Genomic DNA, 22232 nt, shown 5'->3' on the forward strand with positions numbered 1-22232 from the left:
TGTGAGTCCGGCCAAGTACTTCGAGAGTAACCAGCGCTCCCCCCGGGGGCTGCCCCTGTTCGCCGTGGGCGTGACCAGGGTGCGTCTTGTGCGCAGTGAGCGAACGACGAGACGGACTGGAGGCCCGTGGCGATCCCGCCACGGGCCTCCAGTCCGCTTGCCGGTCGCGCTGGGTCAGGCGCGCCGCACCGCGCGACGCAGGTCACGTCGGAAACGGCGCGCGTCGACGCCGAGGGCGTCGAGGACGTCGTGCGCCGATCCGGCGAGCGGATCGTCGACCGAGTCGAGCACGGCGAGGACGACGTGCGGCGGTCGGATGCGCTCCGAACGCCCGGCGGTCGTCGCGGCGCGGGCGAGCACGCGCATCGCAGCGGGCGTGCACGCGACGCGGTCGTGTTCTCCGGGGCAGGTGGTGTGGGCGCCGACGAAGGCGCGGATGCCGGAGCGGACGGCGTCGGGGGTGATCCGGTGAGCGTCGAGGACGGGCCGAAAACGGGGCATGCCGGCGCAGAGCGTGACGGCGGCCAACAGCAGGTGTTCGGCGTCGACGAAGCCGAAGCCGGACTCGTGGGATTCGAGGTCGGCGAGCAGCACGATCTCGCGGCCGTGCCGGACGGAAGGGAGGGCGACGGAGAGCTGAGCGGTCTGCATGTATTCAGAATATCTCATGCCTCTGCGGACGACCCGCCCGCATCGGAGGTCCGCTCGGTACGATCCGGTCATGGAGCAGCCCGTCGTCGGCCTCGTCGTCCACCCGACCAAGAACGTGCAGGAGTCCGTGACGACCCTGCAGCGCTGGAACGCGTCCGGCCAGGGCGAGCTGCTCGCCCGCCGCGCGGACGCCCAGCGCATCGGCGGCGGGGTCGACGTGGTCGACGACGACGACTTCACCGACCGCGTCGACCTGGTCGTGGCCCTCGGCGGCGACGGCACCATGCTCGGCGCGATGCGGCTCGTGGCGAAGCGCCCGGTGCCCGTCCTCGGGGTGAACTACGGCAACGTCGGGTTCCTGGTCGAGATCGAGCCGCCCGAGCTCGAGAGCGCGCTCGAACGACTGTCCGCCGGCGAGTACCAGCTCGAGCCGCACCACGCGCTCGAGGCCAGGTTGTCCTGGGGCGGTGCCCGCACCGACTACCTGGCGTTCAACGACCTGACCATCGTGCGGCGGCCCGGCGCCGGGCAGGTCTCGGCCGACCTCAGCGTCGGGGGCCTCGGGTACGGGTACTACCGGGCCGACGCCATCGTCGCCTCAACCCCCGCCGGCTCGACCGCGTACAACTACGCCGCCGGTGGGCCCGTGCTCTCCCCCGCACTGTCCGGCTCCGTGGTGACGCCGGTCGCGCCGATGGCCGGGATCGACCGATCCGTGGTGCTCGCCGCGCGGGAGCGCTACCGGTTCGACATCGCCGAGGGCACCAGGAGCGCAGCGCTCGAGGTCGACGGGCTCGTGGTCGGCGAGGTGGCCACCGGGGCGCAGATCGACATGCGGCTCCGCAAGGACGCCGGCAGTGTGGTGCGCCTCGACGCCGAGCGGCACGGGCGTACCGGGCGGGTGAAGCTCAGCCTGCTCGACCTGCCGGTGCGGCCAGACCAGTTGGTCGAGCTCATCCCGAGCGACCTGCGGCAGAAGCTCCGGCGCGAGATCGACGACTGACGCCGCGTCGGTGCTGGCCCTGGCCCTGGCCCTGGGACCGGCCCGGGCCCCGGGGACGTGAATGGCCCGCTCGAGCAGTGCTCGAGCGGGCCGTCCCATCACCCCACCGGATCGTCTTCCCACAGAACGACCCGGTTTCCCCGCGCCGGCACGGGTGAACGTACCGGCCGAAGTCCGCTGACCTAGTTGGTCAGGTACAGCTGCATGTCCTGCGAGACCGCCTTGGCGAACAGACGCAGCTTGGCGCGCGACTCCACGCGGCTGACGGCCTGGCGCGTCGTGTGCACGATCTTCGAGATCTCGTCGAGGGTCATCGGCTTGTCGTCGTCCAGGCCGTAGCGCATGCGGATGACGTTCGCCTCGTCGCTGGGCAGCTCGGCGACGATGGAGCGGATGTCGCGGTGCAGCAGCGTCGTCTCGGTGAGCTCGTTCGGGCTCGCGGCGTCCTCGTCCTCGATGAAGTCACCGAGTTCGCTGTCGTCGGAGTCGCCGACCACGGTGTGGATCGAGACCGGCTCGTGCGAGCGGCCCTTGAGGTCGACGAGCTCCTCGACGCTCATGCTCAGCTCGGCGGCGACTTCCTCCGGCATCGGCGCACGGCCGAGGTCGACGGTCAGGTCACGCTCGGTGCGCGAGATCTTGTTGATGAGCTCGACGGTGTGCACCGGGATGCGGATCGTGCGTGCCTTGTCGGCGAGACCACGCGAGATGGCCTGGCGGATCCACCAGGTGGCGTAGGTCGAGAACTTGTAGCCCTGCGTGAAGTCGAACTTCTCGACCGCACGGACCAGGCCGAGGTTGCCTTCCTGGATGACATCCATGAAGGGCAGGCCGCGCTGCGAGTACCGCTTGGCGATGCTCACGACGAGGCGGAGGTTCGAGGTGATCATGCGCTCCTTGGCGCGCTCACCGTCACGGACGAGCCAGCGGAGTTCACGCTGCAGGGTCTTCGCGAGACCCTTCTCGGTGGCGAGCTTCTCTTCGGCGAAGAGCCCGACCTCGATGCGGCGTGCGATCTGCGCTTCTTCCTCGGCGGTGAGGAGCGAGAGACGGCCGATGTGACGGAGGTAGTCGCCGACCTGGTCGACCGAGGCGCCGCGGACACCCGCGAGCTGCTCGTCGGCCTCGACCTCGGTGTCGAGGGAGGTGGTGGCGGACTCGGCGGTCGCGGTCTTCGATGCCGATGCCTTCTTGGTGGCGGTGCGGCGGGTGGTGCTGGGTGCAGCCGTTGCGATCGTCATGGTGTTTCTCCCTGCGTTCGACGGTGATGGCTTCGTGGGGCGTTGCCGGGGGGTGCTGATGAGTAAAGCGGCCCGGAGGTGTACCCCACAAATCGTTCGGAGCGATTCTCAGGGTTCTCCGTGCTTCGTCATCGAAAGCGTCCCCCGCGGGGTACAGCCCACCGACAGTTTGGTCCCCCATTCGGCCCTGGATCAAGCGGCTAACGCCGTGTTTCCGGCGTTGCAGGCGTGTTTCACCAGCGTTTCCGATCGTGTACCCCAGGCGACTGCGTACTCCGGACATGCAAAAGGGGTACGTCCGACCGGATCAGTGCGATCTGGTCGTCGTACCCCGAATACCGAATGGGTGGGGGTCACCAGGAGGGTTCGAGCCACCCGTCCCGGCGCTTGGAGACCTCGAGGTCGGCGTCTCGGTCGAACTCGTCGTACTCGCTCTCGATGTCACCGACGAGGCTGCGGCCCGTGAAGGGATGTGCGGTGGTTGCCATGCGGACGATGCTCACCCCGGCACGCGTCGGCGAGGTGAACGGTGCGTGACGGTCCGTCGGCGCTCAGACGTCGAGGTCGTCGACGTCGCCCTCGTCGTCGAGGGGTCCGCCGTCGGCTTCGCGGTCGGTTCCGTCGGCGCCGTCGGGCAGGCCGGCCGTGCCCGCCACCGGGTGCCCGAAGGCGTCCTCCACGTCGAGGTCCTCGAGGTCCTCGAGGTCCTCGACGGGTTCCGGGAAGGTCGGCATGCGCGACAGCGTCACACCGCGCGGTGAACGCCGGGTGAAGTCAGCGAAAGGACGTGCGCGCCGTGCAGCGCGCGGGGAGCAAGGTGCTGCGGCTGTGGCTGTGGCTACTCGGCCGACGTCGGCGCGGGGCGACCGTGCTCACGCTCGAAGCGGGCGCGCTCCTCGGCCTCGACCTTGGCGTACGCGGCACGCTCGGTCCGGTCGGCACGCATGATCGCGCGCATCACGAACCAGAAGATCAGGCCGACGACGATGGTCGGCGTCAGGGCGAAGACGATCCCGCTTACGACTCCTTCAGGCACCCGAGCATCGTACCCCGGTGGACCGGGAGTTATTTGACCAGCGGGAACAGGATCGTCTCGCGGATGCCCAGGCCCGTGATGGCCATGAGCAGGCGGTCGATCCCCATGCCCATGCCGCCCGACGGGGGCATCGCGTGCTCCAGGGCCCGCAGGAAGTCCTCGTCGACGCGCATCGCCTCGAGGTCACCGCCGGCCGCGAGCTTCGCCTGCTCGACGAACCGCTCCCGCTGCACGACCGGGTCGACGAGCTCGGAGTACGCCGTGCCGAGCTCGAAGCCGCGGACGTACAGGTCCCACTTCTCGACGACGCCGGGACGCGTGCGGTGCTGCCGGGTGAGCGGCGAGGTGTCGACCGGGAAGTTCATCACGAAGGTCGGGCGGTCGAGCGAGTCGATGACGAAGTGCTCCCAGAGCTCCTCGACGTACTTGCCGTGCGTGGCGTGGGCGACCTCGACGCCCTCGGCCTCGGCGAGCGCCTGCAGCTCGGACAGCGGGGTCTCCGGGGTGATCTCGCGCCCCGCGGCCTCGGACAGCGAGCCGTACATGTCGATGCGGGGCCACTCGCCACCCAGGTCGTAGGTGCTGCCGTCGGGCAGGGTGACCTCGAGCGCACCACCGGTGACCGCGCGGGTGGCGTTCTGCACGAGCTCCTGCGTCAGGTCGGCCATCTGCTCGTAGTTGCCGTACGCCTGGTACGCCTCGACCATCGCGAACTCGGGCGAGTGCGACGAGTCGGCGCCCTCGTTGCGGAAGTTGCGGTTGATCTCGAACACCCGGTCGATGCCACCGACGACGGCACGCTTCAGGAACAGCTCGGGTGCGATGCGCAGGAACAGCTCGGTGTCGAAGGCGTTCGAGTGCGTCACGAACGGTCGGGCCGAGGCGCCGCCGTGCTGGGTCTGCAGCATCGGGGTCTCGACCTCGAGGTACTCGTGCGCGGTGAAGGTCTGGCGGAGCGAGGCCATCACGGCAGCGCGGGCACGCACGGTGGCGCGGGCCTCGTCGCGGACGATGAGGTCGAGGTAGCGCTGGCGGACCCGCGTCTCCTCGTTGAGCTCGTTGTGCAGGTTCGGCAGCGGCAGGATCGCCTTCGCCGCGATCGCCCAGTCGTCGACCATGATGGACAGCTCGCCGCGGCGCGAGGAGATCACCCGCCCGTGCACGAACACGTGGTCGCCCAGGTCGACGAACTCCTTCCAGCGGGCGAGGGACTCGTCTCCCACCTCGGCCAGGGAGACCATCGCCTGGATGCGCGAGCCGTCGCCCGACTGCAGGGACGCGAAGCAGAGCTTGCCGGTGTTGCGCGAGAACACCACACGACCAGCGATGCCCACGACGTCCTGGGTCTCCTCGCCGGTCTCCAGGTGCGCGTACTGCTCGCGCACGGCCGGGATCGTCGTGGTGATGGGGAGCTCGGCGGGGTACGCCTCGATGCCCGACTCCAGCAGCTTCGCCCGCTTGTCGAGCCGGACCTGTCGCTGCTCGCTGGTCTCCTGCTCGGCCAGTGCGGCGGCGGCGGCGATCGCGGTGTCGGGGGTGACGGTCTCGTCGGTCATGCGGGTGCGGCTCCGATGGTCGTGGGGGTCGGGGGAAATGCTACCCGCGCCGCGGTCCCGCCCCCGAACCGTGGCCGCCCGGCCCACAGTTCCCGCCCCCTCGGCTGAATTGAGCGGTGGGTCCCGACCACCCCGGGCTGCAGAGCTACGGGCTGCAGAGCTACGGGCTGCCGGGCTGCCGGAGCCGAGACCGCGGTCACAACACCCCGCCCGCACCACGCCCGCCGGTCACAATCTGTCGGCTTGAGCACGCGCAGCCGACAGGTCGTGACCATTCGGCGGAACTGCGCGGGGAGTCTTGACCAGCCGGAGTTGCCGAGCCCGCCGGAACAGGAGCCGAGACTGGGGTCACAACTCTCCGCATGCGTCAGGCCCACCGGTCACAATCTGTCGGCTTGAGCACGCGCAGCCGACAGGTCGTGACCATTCGGCGGACCTGAGCGGGGAGTCTTGACCAGCCGGAGTTGCCGAGCCCGCCGGAGCCGAGACCGCGGTCACAACACCCCGCCCGCACCACGCCCGCCGGTCACAATCTGTCGACTTGAGCACGCGCAGCCGACAGGTCGTGACCACTCGGGCGGAACTGAGCGGGGAGTCGCGACCTCTCGAGCGCCCGGCCCCGACTTCCTCCCCGCGCCGCGGCCCGCCCCCGAACCGCTAGAGCGTCGACTGCCCGTCGGCGGCGGTGAGCGCGTTGTCGACGGCGGAGCGGACGAGCGCACCGAGGACACGACCCGGGTGTTCGACGCCGATGCCGGACAGGGTGCCCGCCGACTGGTCCACGATCGCGGTCGAGAAGCTCACGGCGGCCCCCACCGCATCGGCGTAGGCGGGCCGGTCGCCCTCGGCCACGACGAACGGTTCGGCGCCCATCTCGACCACGAGCGCCTGCGCGATCGGCAGGACGGGCGCCGGTGCGGTCACCGCGCAGTACGCGTCGCGCAGCCGGGACAGGTCGACGCTCGTGCCCGTGAAGGCCATCGCGGGGTGGATCGCCAACGGGATCGCACCGGCAGCCATCGCCGGGGCGAGGATCCCGACGCCGTGGTCCGGGCTGGTGTGCACGACGAGCTGCCCCGGCTGCCAGATCCCGGCGTCCGCCAGACCCTGCACGAGCGAGGCGAGCTGGTCGTCCGGCACCGCGAGCAGCACGAGTTCGCTCCGCTCCACCAGGTCCGGCGTCGCGAGCACCGGGGCGCCCGGCAGCATGGCCTCGGCGCGGTCACGGCTCTCGTCGGACACGGCGGTCACCCCGACGACGGCGTGCTCCGCGTTCGCCAGGGCCGCTCCGAGGACGGGTCCGACCCGTCCGGCGCCGACGATGCCGACCCCGAGACGCCCGGCCCTCATCGTGCGGCTCCGGTCGGGGGGACGTCGGCCCACCCGGCAGGGACGGCGCCGGACCGGTGGTCCGCCGTCGGTCCGGCAGGGATTCCGGACCCGGGCACGGTGTCGGCCGCAGCGTGCGTGGCCGTCGCGGGACGGGCCTCCCGTTCGCGCCAGCGGTGGGTCGTGTCGACCGCTGCGGCCTGGACGGCACGCTGCGTCGTCTCCGACCACAGGCGCTGCGCGTCACGCGCGTCGAGCGCGCCGACGCGGGCCGAGACCGGTCCGGCCACGGTGTGGACGTGGACGGCTGCGAGCCGCAGGGCACGCTCGAGCGGACCCTGCTCGACCTTGACGCTCTGCACCCGGGGCAGCGGCACGATGACGAGCGAGCGCCACACGGCACCGAGCCGCAGCAGCACCGCACCCTGCACGAACCGGTAGCCGTTGCGCCGGAACGCGAACGGACGGAGCCAGGCGCCACGTCGTGGGGAGTGCACGAACCCGCCGCGGTCGCCCGAGGTGGTGAGGCTGTCGTCGACGACGTCCACGGCTTCGGCCGCACCCTCGCGCAGCGCTTCCTGCGAGGCTTCCGGGCCGGCGACGACGGTGCCGACGAGCCCCGGCAGGATGATGTCGAGGACCTCGCGGACGTCCGCCGTGGTGCCGACGGGCAGCACGATCGAGGACACCTGCTGGTTGCTCGACGCCCCGTTGCCGGCGCTCGTCGCACGGTTGATGCGGATGTCCCACCAGCCGAACGGACGCCACAGCAGCGGCTGGGCGACGCTGACGGCGTGGATGCGGCCGGGCGGCAGCGTCTCGTTCGACGTCGAGACCAGCCCGAAACCGATCCGGATGCCGTCGCGGGTCTCGGCGATCGTGTACTGCAACGAGCGGGAGAACTTGCGGACGTAGTAGCCACCGGCACCGAGCACGGCGGGGAACAGCCCGAACAGCAGGCCGTACTCGCCGGTGACGGCGACGCTGACGATCATCGCGGTGATGACGAGCACGAGGAACAGCGTCGTGCCGGACAGCAGCATCGACGCGATGAGGCGACCGGGGCGCACCTTGACGATGCGGGTGGCGTGCACGGCTGCCGGGTCGAGCTCGGGCGAGAACATCTCGTCGACGCGGTCCTGCAGTGCTCCGTGCGACTGCCGCGACGGACCACCGTGGCCGTCGTCGTCCTTCGCGCCGGACGCCAGCACCAGGATCCGCTGCCGCAGGTCGTCGGCGGCACGGGCCCCGAGGTAGGCGAGCTGCACGTTGGCGTCGTTGCCGGCCTGCGCGATCTCGAGCTTGGCGGTGCCGAACACCCGGGGCACGAGCGGCCGCTGGATGTTGATGCCCTGGATCCGGTCGAGCCGGGCCTTCCGGTGGTTCCGGAACAGCACGCCCGAGCGCACCTCGACGATCTCGCCGGTGACGCGGAACTCGTGCATGCGCCAGGACAGGTAGAACAACCCGATCAGCACCACGAGCAGCACCACGATGCCGAGCAGGACCCAGCCGACGACGCCGTGCTCGTACACGTACCGGACCGGGTCACCGTCCTCCTGCTGCTCGCCCGGGATGAAGAACTCGACGAGCCGGTCACGCAGGCTGTTCAGCACGTAACCGAGGATGACGATGAGGAAGATCCCGCCCTTGAGCAGCGGGGTGAGCGGGTGCAGGCGGTGCCACTCGCCGTCGGTCAGGGGTGCCGCGGCGGCCGCGTTGCCCCGGGTGGGCGGCGCGGGCGGAGCGGGTGGCGGGGTGCCCGGTCGGAAGGTCACGGACGACCCCTACAGTCCGGCGCGACGGGACTCGGCGAGCTCGACGAGGCGGTCGCGCAGCTCGTCGGCGTCCGCTGCCGGGACACCCGGGATCCGGACGTTCGTCGCGGCGGCGGCGGTGACGAACTTCAGCTCGCTCATGCCGAGCGCCCGGTCGAGCGGCCCGCGGGCGACGTCGACGAGCTGCATCCGGCCGTACGGGACCGCCGTGAACCGCTGCCACATGAGGCCGCGGCGCACGACCAGGTCGTCGTCGCGGAGCGCGTAGCCGATGGCCCGGACCCGTCGGGGTGTGAGCGCAGCGGTGATCGCCGTGACGACCGCGACCACGATGCCGATGGTGAGCCACACGGTGCCGGCTCCGGAACCGAAGCCGTCGGTGACGATCCCGATGAGCACGCAGCCCGCGGTGAGCACGACACCGATCACGAGCGTGGCGATGAGTTCGGTCCACACGAGCTTCGCGGACACCCGCTGCCAGGCGATCCCACCGAGGCCGAGGCCGGGCTCGTCGAGTCGTTCACGCGGCATCGCGGGCCTCCTGGGGTTGCTCGGTCAGTTCGCCGTCGTCGAACCGTTGCGGGGATCGTCACGGTCGTCGTCGTCACCCGGGGGTGCGATGCACATCCGCTCCGCCACGAGTGCGCAGATCGTCAGGACGATCCCGCCCCCGACGGCGATCACGTTCGGCAGGGTCGAGCCTAGCGAAGGCGTCGCGGAACGGGTGAGCAGGTACAGCACGAGGCCGAGGGCGAACCCGCCCAGCAGCGTGCCGCAGATGCTGGACGCCTTCGCGAGCACGACGACCCGCGTCGCGTAGAGCGGGTCGACCGGCCGCTGGCGTCCGGCGCCGTCGCGCGCATGCCGGCGCACCGGGCGCGCCATGAGCACGACGGCGACACCGATGAAGGCGAGCGTGATGCCGAGCGGGATCGAGAACAGGAACGTCGGCAGTTGGCGCGACGCCAGGACGGCGTCGAGCGCGAAACCGGCGACCACCGTCACGACGGCGATGCTGAGCAGCGTGGAGGCGCGGGTGGGCTTCATGCGCTGGTCGCGCTCCCCGCCGGCCGGGAGGCCCGTGCCGGCTCCGCGAACAGGCGCGGCTCGTCGACGCGCTCGGTGTCGTCCCCCACGACGGCGAGCAGGTCGGCCACCGGTCCGGCACCGGGCAGGACGGCCTCGGGGTCGGCGTCGAGCCACGGGGCGAGCACGAACGCGCGCTCCGCCGCCCGGGGGTGCGGCACGACCAGGGTGTCCGTGGCGATCCGCAGGTCGTCCACCGCGACGACGTCGAGGTCGAGGGTGCGGTCGCCCCACCGGACCTCGCGCGTGCGGCCGTGGGCGTCCTCGATGCCGTGCAGGGCGTCGAGGAAGGCCTGTGGCTCGAGTTCGGTGTCGACAACCACGACGGCGTTCCGGTAGCGGGGCTTCGACGTGTCGAGGCCGTCGAGGGTCACGGCGACCGACTCGACCTCGCGGCTCGAGGCCACCGGCTCGACCCCGGGCAGGGCGGCGATCGCGGTGGCGGCGGCGCGGAGCGTGCTCCCCCGGTCGCCGAGGTTCGCTCCGAGGGCGACGACGACCCGGTGGGTCATTCTTCTTCCTCGTCCGGCACCGTGGCGCCGCGGGTGCGTCGGATGGTGATCGAGACGTCGGTGAACGGCACGGTGATCGGGGCCTGCGGCTTGTGCACCGTGACCTCGGTCGCCAGCGCGGCACGGTGGGTGAGCACGGCCGCGGCGATGCGCTCGGCCAGCGTCTCGATCAGGTCGACCGGGTCGCGTTCGATCTCGGCGACGACCTGCTCGGCGAGGACGCCGTAGTGCACGGTGGCGTCGAGGTCGTCGCTGCCCGAGGCGGCACGGGCGTCGAGCTCCACGGCGACGTCGACGACGAAGTCCTGGCCGTCCTCGCGCTCGTGGTCGAAGACGCCGTGGTGTCCGCGGGCGCGGACCCCGGTGAGTCGGATGGTGTCGTTCACGATCGAGCTGCCCTCCAGGCGTCCCAGACGTCGAGCACGGCACGGGTCGGTGCCGGGTCGTGCACGCGCACACCCCACGCGCCGCGTTCGGCGGCGAGCAGGCTGATGGCGGCGGTGGCGAGGTCGCGCTCCCTGGGCGGAGCGCCCTCGGGGCTCCCGACACCGTCGAGGAACCGCTTGCGTGAGGCGGCGACGAGCACCGGCAGGCCGATCGAGGCGAAGCGCTCGTAGCCGGCCAGGATCTGCCAGTTCTGCACCCCGTGCTTGGCGAAGCCGAGACCCGGGTCGATGACGACCTGCTCCTGCCGGACGCCGAGCACGATGAGTTCGGCGACCCGGAGCTCGACCTCGCGCCGGACCTCTTCGACCGCGTGGGTGTACTCGGCGTTGCGGTACATCCGGTCGCTGTGGCCGCGCCAGTGCATGACGACGAAGCCGACGCCCGTCGACGCCACGACCCGGGCCATGTCCGGATCGGCGAGGCCGCCGGAGACGTCGTTGACGATGGCGGCGCCGAGGTCGACCGCGCGCTCGGCCGTCGCGGCGTTCATGGTGTCGACGCTGACCGGGATCCCCTCGGCCACGAGCTGCTGCACGATCGGCAGCACACGTTCCTGCTCGACCGGCACGGGCACGCGCTCGGAACCGGGCCGGGTGGACTCACCACCGACGTCGATGACGTCCGCACCGGCGGCGACGAGGTCACGTGCGTGCTGCACGGCGGCGTCGTAGGCCTGGTGCAGTCCACCGTCGCTGAACGAGTCGGGGGTGACGTTGAGGATGCCGAGCACCCGGGTGCGCTCCTCGGCCGGACCACCACGGTCACGGCGACGGCCGGTCACGACCTCCGGCACCGGCTGGGGTGCACGGAGGTCGATCGCGACCGTCGCCGGTTCGGCGGCGGCGGCGCGGGCACGACTCACCTCGGCGAGTCGACGCTCTCGTCGCGTCGGCAGCTCGGTCATGCCGGCCTACGCGGGGGCGATACCCGGGTTGCCGAACGGGCGACGACGGGTCTTCGAGGTCGACTCGGAGTCCGACGGGTCCGCTGCGGTCGAGGCGGCCTTGCCGGGCACGTCGATCGCGGGAAGGTTGCTGACCGGGCGCTTGTCGCTGGAGAGCCACTGCGGGCGCTCCGGCAGCTTGCGGACGTCCTTGAAGATCTCCACGAGCTCCGGGGCGTCGAGCGTCTCCTTCTCGAGGAGCTCGCCGGCCAGGCGGTCGAGGATGTCGCGGTTGTCGTTGAGCACCTGGTAGGCCTCGTCGTGCGCGGCCTCGAGCAGGGCTCGGGTCTCGGCGTCGACCGTCTGGGCGATGGTCTCCGAGTAGTCGCGACCGGTGCCACCGCTCATGTCACGGCCCACGAACGGCTCACTCGAGCCGGAACCGAGCTTGACGGACCCGACGGCCTGGCTCATGCCGTACTCGGTGACCATCTTGCGGGCGGTGCCGGTGGCCTTCTCGATGTCGTTCGAGGCGCCCGTGGTCGGGTCGTGGAACACGATCTCCTCCGCGACGCGACCACCCATGGCGTAGGTGAGCTGGTCGAGGAGCTCGTTGCGGGTGACCGAGTACTTGTCCTCGAGCGGGAGCACCATCGTGTAGCCGAGGGCACGGCCGCGGGGCAGGATCGTGATCTTCGTGACCGGGTCGGTGTGCCGCATCGCCGCTGCCGCCAGGGCGTGGCCGCCCTCGTGGTACGCGGTGATCAGGCGTTCCTGGTCGGACATGATCCGGGTCCGGCGCTGCGGGCCGGCCATCACGCGGTCGACGGCCTCGTCGAGGGCACGGTTGTCGATGAGCTGCGCGTTCGAGCGGGCGGTCAGCAGGGCCGCCTCGTTCAGGACGTTCGCCAGGTCGGCGCCGGTGAAGCCCGGCGTCTTGCGGGCGAGCAGCTCGAGGTCGACGCTCGCGGCGAGCGGCTTGCCCTTCGCGTGCACCTCGAGGATCTGCTTGCGGCCGGCGAGACCCGGGGCGTCGACGCCGATCTGGCGGTCGAAACGGCCGGGGCGCAGGAGCGCGGGGTCGAGCACGTCGGGACGGTTCGTCGCGGCGATGAGGATGACGTTCGTCTTGCCGTCGAAGCCGTCCATCTCGACGAGGAGCTGGTTCAGCGTCTGCTCGCGCTCGTCGTTGCCACCGCCGATGCCGGCACCACGGTGACGACCGACGGCGTCGATCTCGTCGATGAAGACGATGGCCGGCGAGTTCGCCTTGGCCTGCTCGAAGAGGTCGCGGACACGGCTCGCACCGACACCGACGAACATCTCGACGAAGTCCGAACCGGAGATCGAGTAGAACGGCACGCCGGCTTCACCCGCGACGGCGCGGGCGAGCAGGGTCTTGCCGGTTCCGGGAGGGCCGTAGAGCAGCACGCCCTTCGGGATCTTCGCCCCGACGGCCTGGAACTTCGCGGGCTCCTTGAGGAACTCCTTGATCTCGTGCAGTTCCTCGATCGCCTCGTCGGCACCCGCGACGTCGGCGAACGACACCTGCGGGTTCTCCTTGTTGTTGATCTTGGCCTTCGACTTGCCGAACTGCATGACCTTCGAGCCGCCGCCCTGGGCGCTCGAGAGCAGGAACCAGAACAGGGCACCGATGATCAGGAACGGCAGCAGGATGCCGAGCAGCGACAGGAACCAGTTGCCCTGGGCGACGCGGTCGTTGTAGCCGTCGGGCAGGTTGGCGTCGTTGACCGCCTGTACGACCTCTTCGCCGCGCGGGGTGGAGTAGTAGAACTGCTCCTGCTTGTCGCCGTCCTTCAGGACGAGGTCGACCCGCTGCTCGGTGGAGTTGATGGTCGCGGACGAGACCTTGTCATCGGAGAGCTGCTCGAGACCCTTCTGGGTGTCGATCTCTTGCGTGCTGCCCTGGCTGATGACGCTCCAGCCGATGAAGATGCCCGCCAGCGCGATCAGCACGTAGAGGTACGGGCCGCGGAAGATGCGCTTGAAGTTCATGTGATCCGGGCGCGAGTGCCCGACACCTTTCTCTGCCGAAGTTGCGTGCAGGTCAGCATACGGCCGCGATTCTGTGGCGAGAATGGGTGTCCTCTGCGGGCGAACTCACCCCCGGGCCAGAGTCGGCCGAGTGCTACCCGAGCGCGGCGGGCCGCCCGTCAGGAGTAGACGTGCGGAGCGAGGACGCCGACGCCGCGCAGGTTGCGGTAGCGCTCGTCGTAGTCCAGGCCGTAGCCGACCACGAAGGCGTCGGGGATGTCGAAGCCGACGTACTTCACGTCGACCTCGACCTTGGCGGCCTCGGGCTTGCGCAGCAGAGCGACGATCTCGACGCTCGCGGCACCGCGGGACTGCAGGTTCTGCTTGAGCCACGACAGGGTCAGACCGGAGTCGATGATGTCCTCGACGATCAGGACGTCACGGCCGTGCAGGTCGGTGTCCAGGTCCTTGAGGATCCGCACCACACCGGACGACTTCGTGCCGGAGCCGTACGACGACACCGCCATCCAGTCCATCCGCGCCTGCATCTTGAGGTGGCGCGAGAAGTCCGCCATCACCATGACGGCACCCTTGAGCACCCCGACGAGCAGCGGGTCGCGGCCCGCGTAGTCGGTGTCGACGACCGCCGCGAGCTCGGCGAGCTTCTCGTCGATCTGCTCGGGGGTGAAGAGCACTTCGGACAGGTCTGCCTGGACGTCGGAGAGTTCCACCACGCCAGCCTAACCGGCGCTGAACTCGATGCGGTCGCCGGTCCGCGTGGCACGGACGCCCGGCAGGTCGATCGGGCCCTGTCCGCTCCAGTCCGTGACCAGCCGGCAGACCTCGAGCGTCTGCAGGCGCGACAGCGTCACCCCGAACTCGCTCTCCACCGCCAGGCGCACGAGTCGCTGCCGGAGCGCCGGCGGGTTCGCCCCGAGCGCCCGCACCGACAGCGAGATGCCCGCCTCGGAGTGCTCGGCGATGTCCTCGGCAATCTCCTCGGCGAAGTGGTCGAGGGCGGCGGAGTCCTCGCGCAGCTGGTCGGCCGTGCGGGCCAGGGCCTCGGGCACCCCGGCACCGAGCTCCCGTTCGAGCACCGGGAGCAGGGTGTTCCGCACGCGCACCCGTGCGTACGCGGGGTCGTCGTTCTGCGGGTCGTGCCACGGCGCCAGCCCCGCTGCGGCGCACGCCTGCCGGGTCGTGTGGCGCCGGACCGACAGGAGCGGCCGGCCGTACGCCGGACCGCCGTCGCGTCGGGCGAGCGGTTGCATGCCGGACAGGCTGTCCGGCCCGCTGCCGCGCAGCAGGCCGAGCAGCACGGTCTCGGCTTGGTCGTCCAGGGTGTGGCCCAGCAGCACCAGGGGTGACCCGGTGGCGGCCGCGACCTCGGCGATCGACGCGTGGCGGGCCTCCCGGGCGGCGCCTTCCGGACCACCGTCGGAGCCGACCGTGACCCTGCGGACCGTCACCGGGTCGAGTCCCAGCTCGGATGCCTGCCGGGAGGCGCGGCTCGCGACCGCCTCGGAACCCGCCTGGAGCGCGTGGTCGACGACCACTGCCCCGGCCCGGAGACCCTGCTTGCCCGCTTCGAACGCGGTGGCCGCCGCCAGGGCGAGGGAGTCCGGTCCACCGCTCAGTGCGACGAGGACCAGGTCGCCTGCGGCGACCACACCGTCGTCGACGGCTGCGGCGAGCAGGTCTCGGACCGCCAGGCGGGTCTCGGCGACGGCGGGGTCGAGCCGGAGACGCGGAGAGTTCACCCGGTAACGTTAGCCGCGCTTTCGCAACACACGACAGTCCCCGAAGCAGACACAGGAGCGCAACATGGCCGCGTACGACGTCGTCGTCGAGATCCCCAAGGGCAGCCGCAACAAGTACGAGGTGGACCACGAGACCGGTCGCGTCTACCTCGACCGCGTGCTGTTCACCTCGTTCGTCTACCCCACCGACTACGGGTTCTTCGAGAAGACCCTGGCCGACGACGGTGACCCCGTGGACGCGCTGCTGCTGCTCGAGTTCCCGACGTTCCCCGGCGTCGGCGTCAAGGTCCGCCCCGTCGGCGTCTTCAAGATGAGCGACGAGGCCGGCAACGACGAGAAGGTCCTCGTCGTCCCCGCCAAGGACCCGCGCTGGGCACACATCCAGGACATCTCGGACGTGCCGGAGCAGACGAAGGCCGAGATCGCGCACTTCTTCGAGCGCTACAAGGACCTCGAGCCGAACAAGTGGGTCAAGGCCGAGGGCTGGGGCGACGCCGCCGAGGCCGAGCGCATCGTGCAGGCCGGTCAGGCCGCGTACGTGCCCGGCTCGCACTGACGATCCCCTGACGACGAACGGCGCCCGCTCTCCATCCGGAGGGCGGGCGCCGTTCTGTGGTGTGCGGGGCGCACCTGGTGATGGCGTACCTGATGGAAACGGGCGTACCTGGTGCTTTGATCCGTGCAGGTACGCCCGATCTCGCTTGCTACCGCAGCCGCTCTGGGAAAGAACGGGCACACCGAGAGCGGGCTACAGGGAACCGCTCGGGCGGGCGACGTACGGCATGAGCTGGTTCGGCAGCCAGATCGCGCGCTCGACGACGCCGACGCCAGGGCGCGCGGCCTCGACCATCGTGCCGTAGCTCGTCACGATCGAGTCGTGGTACGCCCCCGACGCCGTGCCGTTCGACGAGTAGAACAGGATGTCGCCGGGCTGGCGCTGGGACAGCGGGACGAGGCGGCCGATCGACTTGAAGTAGTTGTACTGCCAGACGACGTTGTGGCCGCCGGTCGCGATGCCCTGCGAGCTGTAGGCCATCATCACGAGGCCGGAGCAGTCCCAGGTGTTCGGGCCGGCGCCGCCGAGGACGTACGCCTTGCCGAGCTGACCGCGGGCGTAGGAGATCGCGCCGGCGGCCTTCGATGGGCTGCTCGGGGCCGGTGCGGGGGCAGGGGCTGGCGCGGGAGCAGGTGCCGGGGCGGGTGCCGGCTTGCTCGGCGTGCTGGGGGTGCTCGGCTTGCTCGGGGTGCTCGGCTTCGCGGGGGTGCCGGTGTTCGACGGGGTGCTCGGCTTGGACGGCGTGCTCGGGACGGCCGGGGTGGAGGTCCCGCCGCCGGTGCTGCCGGTGCCGCCGGTGCTGCCGGTGTTGCCGGTGTTGCCCCCGCTCGTGCCCCCGCCGGTGGCGTTCCCGGTGCCGGCGTCGCCCGTCTGCTTGGCGATGGCGGCCGCGGCGGCCTTCGCCTGCTGCGCGCTCCAGTACGCGGTCTCGGTCGCGACGCTCGTGCCCTTCAGGTACGCGAGCTGGCGCAGCACCTCGGCCTGCTGGTCCTGTTCCTTCTGCACCCGGGCCTGGGCGCCTGCGGCCACGTCGTTGGCCGTCGCGAAGGTGGTCTTCGTCGCCTCGGTCGCCTTGCTCAGGGCCTTCTCGGCAGCGGACTGCTGGGCCGCCAGGGACTCGACGGTCTTCTGGTCGGCGCGTGCCTCGGCCAGGACGGTCGCGGAGCGCTCGGACAGGTGCGACATCGTGCCGACGCGGTAGAGCAGGTCCTTCGAGTCCGACGAGTCCATGAGCATCGTCGTCGACAGGTCACCGCCGCCCGTGCGGGACAGCTCGACCACGAGCCCGGCGACCTGGCTGGCCGAGTCGTCCGCCCGGCCCTTCGCACGCTTCGACTGCGCGGACAGGTCGGCGAGGGTGTCCTCGGCCTCCTGCTGCTGCGACGCCGCCAGGGCGTACGCCTGCCCGGCCTGCTGCTCGGCGACACCGGCCTGGTCGGCGGCGTCCTGCAGCGTGCCGAGCCGGTCGCTCAGCTCGTCGACCGTCTGCTGGGCGTCGGCCGCGTCGGACTTGGCGGCCTTGACGTCGTCCCAGGACGGACCCGACGGCGCGGCCTGGGCCGGTCCGGCGATGACGACCGACAGGCCGATACCGAGCACGGCGATGGTCGCGATCCCGCAGGAGAACGAGCGAGCGGAGGTGGTCATGACGTGGAACGACTCGTTCTGGTGGCGCTGATGCTCATACCGAGATCCCCCGCGCTGCCATGAAGGGGACCGGGTCGACGGCAGCGCCGTTGATCCGGGTCTCAAAGTGGAGGTGGCACCCGGTCGACCAGCCGGTCGAGCCGATCTTGGCGATCTGCTGCCCCGCGGTGACGTGCTGGCCGGCGGTGACCATGATCCCGCCGTCGACGACGTGGCCGTAGGCGGTGGAGATGCCCCCGCCGTTGTCGAGGATGACCTCGTTGCCGTACCCGCCACCGTTGCCGGCGAAGGTGACGGTGCCGTCGTGTGCCGCGTAGATCGGGGCGTAGCAGGCCGGGGCCAGGTCGACGCCGGCGTGCAGGGCGCTGACGTGCGTGTAGGGGTCGACGCGGTAGCCGTAGGGACTGGTCTGGTACCCGCCGGCGGGACGAACCCAGCCCGCCGGGTTGGCGCTGCCGCCACCGGTGCCGCCCTGGCTGGTCGCCGCGGCCTTGGCTGCTGCCTTCGCGGCGGCTGCGGCGAGCCGGGCCTGGCGTGCCTTCTCGGCGGCGACGCCCTTGCGGTAGTCGGCCTCGACGCCGCGCTGCTTCGAGGTGAGCGCGGTCAGCTGCGCCTCGAGCCGGGACTCGTTGTCGTTCTGGGCGTCCACCGCGGTCTGTGCGGCGTCGGCGGCACCCTGGGCCTGCTGCATCTTCGACTGTGCTGCGTCGGCGAGGTCCCCAAGGGCCTGCTTGGCGCGGTCGGCCTTGTCGGCGAGGCCCTGGGCCACACCGCGGTCCTGCGAGGCCTGCGCGTAGATGCCCTCGGACTGCTCGCTGAGCTTCGACATCGCGCCGAGCTCGTAGAGCAGGTCGCCGGAATCGGACGGGTGCGTGAGGATGTCGGTCGTCACGTCGTTGGCGCTGGCCCGACCGAGCTGCGCGGCGAGCTGACCGGCCTGCGCTTCGGACCGCGCGGCGGTCTGTTCGGCCTCGTCGGCCTGGGACTGCAGCGACTTCTGCTTGAGCGTCGCCTCGTCGTACTTGCTCTGCGCGGCCTGGTACGCCTCGCCCGCGGCCTGCGCGGCCTTCTGCTTGGCAGCCGCCTCGCTCTTCAGCGACGAGATGAGCGACTTGATCTCGCTGACCTTGGCCTGCTGGGCGCTGGTCGACGACCTCGCCTGCTCCACCTCGTCCCAGCTGGGGTAGCTCGCAGCGCTGGCGGACGACGTCGGGGCGAGAGCCGCGAGCGTACCGGCCGTGAGCGCGACGGCGACCGCGGCGGCGATCAGGCGGCTGCGGGTGCGGAGGGAGAAGGGAGTGGAGGTCGACATGTATCTCGATTTCGTAACAGCGCGGCAAGGCTCACGCACGTAACACTGTTAACAAGTGCAACAGTAACAACACGGGTCGCAGGCTCGACAGCCCCTCGGACGAGGGGTGCGGCCGCCGACGATGCTCGCACCGACAGCATCGGAGACCCGTGCGCTGACGGCGCGACACGCCGGGGATGCACGGTTGGCGGGGTCGGATTTGTGAAACCCGGGGGGCATCCGTATGCTTGTCCATCGGTAGCGCGATGCACTGCTTGCGGCCCTATCGTTTAGTGGCCTAGGACACCGCCCTTTCACGGCGGCAGCACGGGTTCGAATCCCGTTGGGGTCACTCCTTGAGTGAGCGAGCAAGTAGTACTGAACAACACCACAGCAAGACACAACACGCAGTACCCACAACACGCAGTACCCACAACACAACATGGCCCTGTAGCGCAGCTGGTTAGCGTGCCGCCCTGTCACGGCGGAGGTCGCGGGTTCAAGTCCCGTCAGGGTCGCCACGGCTGGATAGCTCAGTTGGTAGAGCGTTCGACTGAAAATCGAAAGGTCCACGGATCGATGCCGTGTCCAGCCACCGGTGAAGGCCCCCTGCTTCGGCAGGGGGCCTTTTCCGTTGTCTGAGCGGTGTGGCGCCGATCGCCGTGCACAACCAAAGTCACCCGAAACCACGCAGCAGCGCAGCTCCGGGTGACTTTCGTTGTGCGGCTCGCGTCCGCGCCGGGTCGACGACGGCCTGGAGGCACGGGTCGCCTCCGCACGTCGGCTTCTTCGGCTAGGCCTCGCGGGTCTTCGGGCTGCTGTCGTTCGTCTTCGCGGGGTCGCGCTCGACCACGGCGCCCAGGGCATCGTCGATCCGCGACATGAGCTCCGCCGGGATCGTGACGCCGGCAGCGCCCGCGTTGTCGTGCACCTGCTCCGGACGCGAGGCCCCGATGATCGCCGACGCGACGTTCTCGTTCTGCAGGACCCAGGCGACCGCGAGCTGCGCCATCGACAGGTTGAGCTCGTCGGCGACCGGCTGCAGCTCCTGCACCGAGGACAGCACCTCGTCGCGCATGAACCGCTTGATCATGTCCGCGCCACCCTTGTCGTCGGTCGCGCGGGAACCCTCGGGCAGCGGCTGGCCCGGCTTGTACTTGCCGGTGAGCACACCCTGGGCAATCGGGGACCAGACGATCTGCGAGATGCCGAGTTCCTTCGAGGTGGGGACGACCTCGTCCTCGATGACCCGCCAGAGCGCCGAGTACTGCGGCTGGTTCGAGATGAGCTGGAAGCCGAGGTCCTTCGCGAGCGCAGCACCCGCACGCAGCTGGTCCGCGGTCCACTCGCTGACGCCGACGTACAGGACCTTGCCCTGGCGCACGATGTCCGCGAAGGCCTGCATCGTCTCTTCGAGCGGGGTCTCGTGGTCGTAGCGGTGCGCCTGGTACAGGTCGACGTAGTCCGTCTGCAGCCGCTGCAGCGAGCCGTCGATCGACTCGAGGATGTGCTTGCGGGACAGCCCGGTGTCGTTGTGGCCCTTCGGACCCGTCGGCCCGAAGACCTTCGTGGCGATCTCGAGGGACTGGCGCCGCTCCCCCTTGAGCGCTTCGCCGAGGACCGTCTCCGCGCCGGTGTTGGCGTAGACGTCGGCGGTGTCGAACGTCGAGATGCCGACCTCGAGGGCGGCCTTGACGCAGGCGATCGCCGCGTCGTTCTCGACCTGGGAGGCGTGGGTGAGCCAGTTGCCGTAGGTGATCTCGGAGACCTTGAGGCCCGAGTTGCCGAGGTAGCGGTACTCCATGTGCGTGTCACTCCTGTCGTGGGGCGCGTCGGTGCGACCCGAACCGTGACGGTAGTCGCGCCGCCCCCAGGAGCACTCGGCCAGCAAGCGGACTCCTGTACGCTGAAGTGTCAGATGCGAAAGCCCAAGACGAAACCCCGGCGATGTGGCCTGCGGAACGCTGCAGACCTGCAGCTCCGCGCTTGGGCAACTGCTCGTCGCCCGGGCTCATCCTGGCTCGACGTCGTTCCCCTCGACGCACAAGGCAAGAACGATCTGGTCGTCGCGCGAAGGCGTGCCACGCGAGGGGGGAAACGAGCAGAGGTGCACGGGCGAGTCGTCGCCGAACTGAGCTTCGGGTTCTGGCGGTACCTGTTCGAGTCTCGCTACCTGACGGCCTCGTGGACACCAGCACTCCACCGCGCGTTCCCACACGGCCCAGCGGATGCGCTGACTCGCCAGGACCACGACTACGCGATCGAACTGCTCGGATGGATCCACCCCGGCGCCGCGGCTTGGGCACAGGACGTGACGATGCTCGGCACGGTGCTCGATGCCCGACCCAGCATCTGAGGGGCAGGATCGAAAGGGTTGCGGCACAGAGCGGTGTCGCCGGAAGCGAGGGAGCATCCATGACCGGAGCGAGCGTGTTGTTCATCGGCGGGAGCGGCGTCATCAGCGCCGCCTGCGTCCGGGAAGCCGTCGAGCAGGGGTTCGACGTGACCGTGCTCAACCGGGGGACCACCGGGGGCAGGCCGATCCCGGAGAGTGTGACGCGCCTCCAGGCCGACGTGTCGGACCGCAGCGCACTGGCGGACGCACTCGGCGACCAGCGCTTCGACGTGGTCGTGAACTGGATCGCCTTCACGCCGGACCAGGTGCAGGCCGACGTCGACTTCTTCGCGGGGCGGACGCGGCAGTACGTGTTCATCAGCTCGGCCTCGGCGTACCAGACGCCGGCGACGCACCTGCCGATCACGGAGTCGACACCGCTGAAGAACCCGTACTGGCAGTACTCGCGCGACAAGATCGCGTGCGAGGAACTGCTGATGGAGGCGTACCGGGAGCAGGACTTCCCGGTGACGATCGTGCGGCCGTCGCACACCTACGACGAGACGAAGCTGCCGCTGACCGGCGGGTGGACCGCTGTCGCTCGGATGCGCGCCGGCAAGCCGATCATCATCACCGGCGACGGCACCTCGCTGTGGACCCTGACCCACAGCCGTGACTTCGCGGTCGGGTTCACCGGACTGCTCGACCGGGCCGAGGCGATCGGTGAGCCCTTCACGATCACGAGCGACGAGGCGCCGACCTGGAACGCCATCGCGCACGAGATCGCGGCGGCGGCCGGAGTCGAGGACCTGCGGATCGTGCACGTGCCGGCGGATGCCATCGCCGCCGCGGACGCGGAGTGGGGCGCGGCGCTGCTCGGCGACAAGGCGAACAGCTCGGTGTTCGACAACAGCAAGGTCCGGTCGCTCGTGCCGTGGTACCGGCCGCGCACGACCTACCGGCAGGGTGTGCGCGAGGTCATCGCCTGGTACGAGGCGCACCCCGAGGAGCAGGTCGTCGACGAGCGGCTCGATGCCCTGATGGACGAGCTGGCGGCCCGCTGGGCGGTGTGAGCCGCGGCGGCGCTCGCGAGACACCGGTGTTCGCGCTCCGCACCGCGGGATGC

General features: G+C 70.5%; 23 protein-coding genes and 3 tRNA genes. 7 read left to right on the top strand and 19 right to left on the bottom strand.

Features of this window, described 5'->3' with window-relative positions; translation table 11 throughout:
* Positions 1-174: 174 nt before the first annotated feature.
* Positions 175-651: a Clp protease N-terminal domain-containing protein gene (locus DEJ27_RS08590; RefSeq protein WP_181419930.1), complete on the bottom strand. Its 477-nt coding sequence runs from the start codon at positions 649-651 to the stop codon at positions 175-177.
* 70 nt (positions 652-721) lie between these two features.
* Between DEJ27_RS08590 and DEJ27_RS08595 the strand changes: the two genes are divergently transcribed.
* A complete protein-coding gene (locus tag DEJ27_RS08595) occupies positions 722-1654 on the top strand; it encodes an NAD(+)/NADH kinase (RefSeq protein ID WP_110858517.1) in 933 nt (310 codons plus the stop codon).
* 182 nt (positions 1655-1836) lie between these two features.
* Here DEJ27_RS08595 and DEJ27_RS08600 read toward each other — a convergent pair whose 3' ends face one another.
* The 15 genes from DEJ27_RS08600 to tilS form a co-directional block, all read right to left on the bottom strand.
* A complete protein-coding gene (locus DEJ27_RS08600) occupies positions 1837-2895 on the bottom strand; it encodes a sigma-70 family RNA polymerase sigma factor (protein ID WP_111090750.1) in 1059 nt (352 codons plus the stop codon).
* Between the two features lie 353 nt (positions 2896-3248).
* Positions 3249-3383 (bottom strand): hypothetical protein, encoded by a 135-nt coding sequence (locus DEJ27_RS18035; protein ID WP_258320880.1) that lies wholly within the window; start codon positions 3381-3383, stop codon positions 3249-3251.
* 63 nt (positions 3384-3446) lie between these two features.
* On the bottom strand, positions 3447-3629 hold the full coding sequence (locus DEJ27_RS17730) for a hypothetical protein (RefSeq protein WP_181430123.1): 183 nt from the start codon (positions 3627-3629) through the stop codon (positions 3447-3449).
* Between the two features lie 104 nt (positions 3630-3733).
* Positions 3734-3931, bottom strand: coding sequence for a hypothetical protein (locus DEJ27_RS08610; protein ID WP_111090752.1), 198 nt, complete (start codon positions 3929-3931; stop codon positions 3734-3736).
* A gap of 29 nt (positions 3932-3960) precedes the next feature.
* Positions 3961-5487, bottom strand: coding sequence for a lysine--tRNA ligase (gene lysS, locus DEJ27_RS08615; protein WP_110858514.1), 1527 nt, complete (start codon positions 5485-5487; stop codon positions 3961-3963).
* 657 nt (positions 5488-6144) lie between these two features.
* The gene (locus tag DEJ27_RS08620) at positions 6145-6837 is read right to left on the bottom strand and encodes a Rossmann-like and DUF2520 domain-containing protein (protein ID WP_181430124.1); all 693 of its coding nucleotides are present in this window, start codon (positions 6835-6837) and stop codon (positions 6145-6147) included.
* A complete protein-coding gene (locus DEJ27_RS08625) occupies positions 6834-8594 on the bottom strand; it encodes a PH domain-containing protein (protein ID WP_111090754.1) in 1761 nt (586 codons plus the stop codon). The genes DEJ27_RS08620 and DEJ27_RS08625 overlap by 4 nt, the downstream gene beginning before the upstream one ends.
* Positions 8595-8603: 9 nt before the next feature.
* Positions 8604-9125: a PH domain-containing protein gene (locus DEJ27_RS08630; protein WP_111090755.1), complete on the bottom strand. Its 522-nt coding sequence runs from the start codon at positions 9123-9125 to the stop codon at positions 8604-8606.
* A 24-nt stretch (positions 9126-9149) separates the two neighbouring features.
* Entirely contained in the window at positions 9150-9641 is a 492-nt protein-coding gene (locus DEJ27_RS08635; protein WP_111090756.1) for a DUF3180 domain-containing protein, read from the bottom strand.
* Positions 9638-10192 carry a 2-amino-4-hydroxy-6-hydroxymethyldihydropteridine diphosphokinase gene (gene folK / locus DEJ27_RS08640; RefSeq protein WP_111090757.1) on the bottom strand — a complete coding sequence of 185 codons (555 nt, stop codon included), beginning with the start codon at positions 10190-10192 and terminating at the stop codon, positions 9638-9640. The genes DEJ27_RS08635 and folK overlap by 4 nt, the downstream gene beginning before the upstream one ends.
* Positions 10189-10578 carry a dihydroneopterin aldolase gene (gene folB, locus DEJ27_RS08645; protein WP_027467059.1) on the bottom strand — a complete coding sequence of 130 codons (390 nt, stop codon included), beginning with the start codon at positions 10576-10578 and terminating at the stop codon, positions 10189-10191. The genes folK and folB overlap by 4 nt, the downstream gene beginning before the upstream one ends.
* Positions 10575-11543, bottom strand: coding sequence for a dihydropteroate synthase (gene folP, locus DEJ27_RS08650; RefSeq protein ID WP_181419928.1), 969 nt, complete (start codon positions 11541-11543; stop codon positions 10575-10577). Before folP ends, folB begins: the two co-directional genes overlap by 4 nt.
* Positions 11544-11549: 6 nt before the next feature.
* Entirely contained in the window at positions 11550-13538 is a 1989-nt protein-coding gene (gene ftsH / locus DEJ27_RS08655) for an ATP-dependent zinc metalloprotease FtsH (RefSeq protein WP_027467057.1), read from the bottom strand.
* A 158-nt stretch (positions 13539-13696) separates the two neighbouring features.
* Positions 13697-14248 carry a hypoxanthine phosphoribosyltransferase gene (gene hpt / locus DEJ27_RS08660; RefSeq protein ID WP_110858508.1) on the bottom strand — a complete coding sequence of 184 codons (552 nt, stop codon included), beginning with the start codon at positions 14246-14248 and terminating at the stop codon, positions 13697-13699.
* Positions 14249-14257: 9 nt separating this feature from the next.
* Complete coding sequence (tilS, locus tag DEJ27_RS08665) at positions 14258-15277, bottom strand: tRNA lysidine(34) synthetase TilS (protein WP_111090758.1); 1020 nt, start codon at positions 15275-15277, stop codon at positions 14258-14260.
* A 64-nt stretch (positions 15278-15341) separates the two neighbouring features.
* Between tilS and DEJ27_RS08670 the strand changes: the two genes are divergently transcribed.
* Positions 15342-15833: an inorganic diphosphatase gene (locus DEJ27_RS08670; protein ID WP_027467055.1), complete on the top strand. Its 492-nt coding sequence runs from the start codon at positions 15342-15344 to the stop codon at positions 15831-15833.
* Positions 15834-16025: 192 nt separating this feature from the next.
* Here the strand turns inward: DEJ27_RS08670 and DEJ27_RS08675 are convergent, their stop codons facing one another.
* Both DEJ27_RS08675 and DEJ27_RS08680 read right to left on the bottom strand, forming a co-directional pair.
* Positions 16026-17480: an NlpC/P60 family protein gene (locus DEJ27_RS08675; protein WP_111090759.1), complete on the bottom strand. Its 1455-nt coding sequence runs from the start codon at positions 17478-17480 to the stop codon at positions 16026-16028.
* Positions 17481-17514: 34 nt separating this feature from the next.
* On the bottom strand, positions 17515-18792 hold the full coding sequence (locus tag DEJ27_RS08680; protein WP_111090760.1) for a M23 family metallopeptidase: 1278 nt from the start codon (positions 18790-18792) through the stop codon (positions 17515-17517).
* A gap of 258 nt (positions 18793-19050) precedes the next feature.
* Here DEJ27_RS08680 and DEJ27_RS08685 point away from each other — a divergent pair.
* The 3 genes from DEJ27_RS08685 to DEJ27_RS08695 all read left to right on the top strand — a co-directional run bounded on the left by DEJ27_RS08685 (position 19051) and on the right by DEJ27_RS08695 (position 19366).
* Positions 19051-19123, top strand: a tRNA-Glu gene (locus DEJ27_RS08685).
* A 92-nt stretch (positions 19124-19215) separates the two neighbouring features.
* Positions 19216-19292 (top strand) — tRNA-Asp (locus DEJ27_RS08690).
* A gap of 1 nt (position 19293) precedes the next feature.
* Positions 19294-19366 (top strand) — tRNA-Phe (locus DEJ27_RS08695).
* Between the two features lie 198 nt (positions 19367-19564).
* Here DEJ27_RS08695 and DEJ27_RS08700 read toward each other — a convergent pair.
* Positions 19565-20575 carry an aldo/keto reductase family protein gene (locus DEJ27_RS08700; protein WP_071404504.1) on the bottom strand — a complete coding sequence of 337 codons (1011 nt, stop codon included), beginning with the start codon at positions 20573-20575 and terminating at the stop codon, positions 19565-19567.
* Between the two features lie 303 nt (positions 20576-20878).
* Here DEJ27_RS08700 and DEJ27_RS08705 point away from each other — a divergent pair, with 303 nt between their 5' ends.
* Both DEJ27_RS08705 and DEJ27_RS08710 read left to right on the top strand, forming a co-directional pair.
* A complete protein-coding gene (locus tag DEJ27_RS08705) occupies positions 20879-21127 on the top strand; it encodes a hypothetical protein (protein WP_111090761.1) in 249 nt (82 codons plus the stop codon).
* 59 nt (positions 21128-21186) lie between these two features.
* Positions 21187-22179 (top strand): NAD-dependent epimerase/dehydratase family protein, encoded by a 993-nt coding sequence (locus tag DEJ27_RS08710; RefSeq protein WP_111090762.1) that lies wholly within the window; start codon positions 21187-21189, stop codon positions 22177-22179.
* Positions 22180-22232 lie beyond the last annotated feature (53 nt).

It is taken from the genome of Curtobacterium sp. MCPF17_018 (assembly GCF_003234135.1).
Classification (GTDB): domain Bacteria; phylum Actinomycetota; class Actinomycetes; order Actinomycetales; family Microbacteriaceae; genus Curtobacterium; species Curtobacterium flaccumfaciens.